Here is a 1,159-nt window from a genome sequence, read left to right on the forward strand (position 1 = left end):
CCTCGAGATGGGCGAAGCTCTTGGTCTTCTCCCCGGCGGGCAATGTGATGACGGCGGACTGGATGCCGCCTTTCTCCAATCCCGCCTTCAGCGTGTCGAGATGCGCGGCGGCGACGTTCTCGTCGGTGACGATGGCCGCGCGGGTGCCAGGAAGCCGGCGCGCGACCTCCTCGCCGGAGCGCGCCAGCAATCCGGAACCGATAAGGATGTCATAGGCGCGGTCGCCAAGCCCGACCTCGACCTTTACCGGTTCGGCATGGCTCACGGCTGCCCCTCGTCATTTGTGGCGCCTGTAGCGCCCGTCGCGATCGCCTCGACGCCGAGATGGGCGCAGAGCGCCGCGACGACTTCGCCGGCGATGATCTCCTTGCGGTCGTCGCGCGTCGGCACGGTCAGGTCGGCGGCGGCATAGACCGGATAACGCTCGCCCATCAGCTTTTCCAGCACGGCGCGCGGATCGGGGTTCTTCAACAGCGGCCGGTTCTGCTTCTTGGAGACGCGCTCCATCAAGAGGTCCAGATCGGCCTTCAGCCAGACCGACACGCCATGCGCCGATATAGCCTCGCGCGTCTGCGCGTTCATGAAGGCGCCGCCGCCGGTCGACAGCACCTGCGGGCCGTTCTCCAGCAGGCGCAGGATCACGCGCTGCTCCAGCGCACGGAATTCCGGCTCGCCATAGCGCTCGAACAGTTCCGGCACCGTCATGCGCGAGACGCTTTCGATCTCCTGGTCGCTGTCCATGAAGGGCAGCGACAGCATCGTCGCCACCTTGCGGCCGATCGCCGTCTTGCCAGCCCCCATCAGTCCGACGAAGACGATCGAACGGCTGCCGAGCCGTTCGACCAGCGCGGCACAGCCTTCGTCCGTCGGATTTGGTGGCACAGCGTTCATCGGGGCCTCTTTGCGCCGTATCGACATCAAAAGCCTGTTTGCGTCAAGCGCGGGTGCACGAACGGGTCCGAAGCCTTTCCGGCAAAAACCTGCGGCGACCGGAATCCTTCGTCCTTGAATTGCCCAGTTTGGCGTCCCATAAGGGCACAGGGCTTTGGAAACGCAGAACAACAAGACGGGCGAAATTTGAATGCCGACTTTGTTTCGCTTCGTCGTGACGCTGGCGGTTCTTGCGGGTATTGCCTATTGCGCGATGTTCGCGCTGGCG

General features: G+C 64.5%; 1 protein-coding gene and 2 pseudogenes. 1 reads left to right on the plus strand and 2 read right to left on the minus strand.

The window, feature by feature from the left end:
• Positions 1-265: pseudogene (locus tag EOA27_RS37350) on the minus strand (3-dehydroquinate synthase); the annotation flags it as partial.
• Complete coding sequence (locus EOA27_RS37355; RefSeq protein ID WP_126080990.1) at positions 262-891, minus strand: shikimate kinase; 630 nt, start codon at positions 889-891, stop codon at positions 262-264. The pseudogene EOA27_RS37350 and the gene EOA27_RS37355, both read right to left, overlap by 4 nt.
• 190 nt (positions 892-1,081) lie before the next feature.
• Here EOA27_RS37355 and EOA27_RS42770 point away from each other — a divergent pair.
• Positions 1,082-1,159, plus strand: a pseudogene (locus EOA27_RS42770) (histidine kinase); the annotation flags it as partial.

Source organism: Mesorhizobium sp. M2A.F.Ca.ET.037.01.1.1 (assembly GCF_003998075.1).
Lineage (GTDB): Bacteria > Pseudomonadota > Alphaproteobacteria > Rhizobiales > Rhizobiaceae > Mesorhizobium.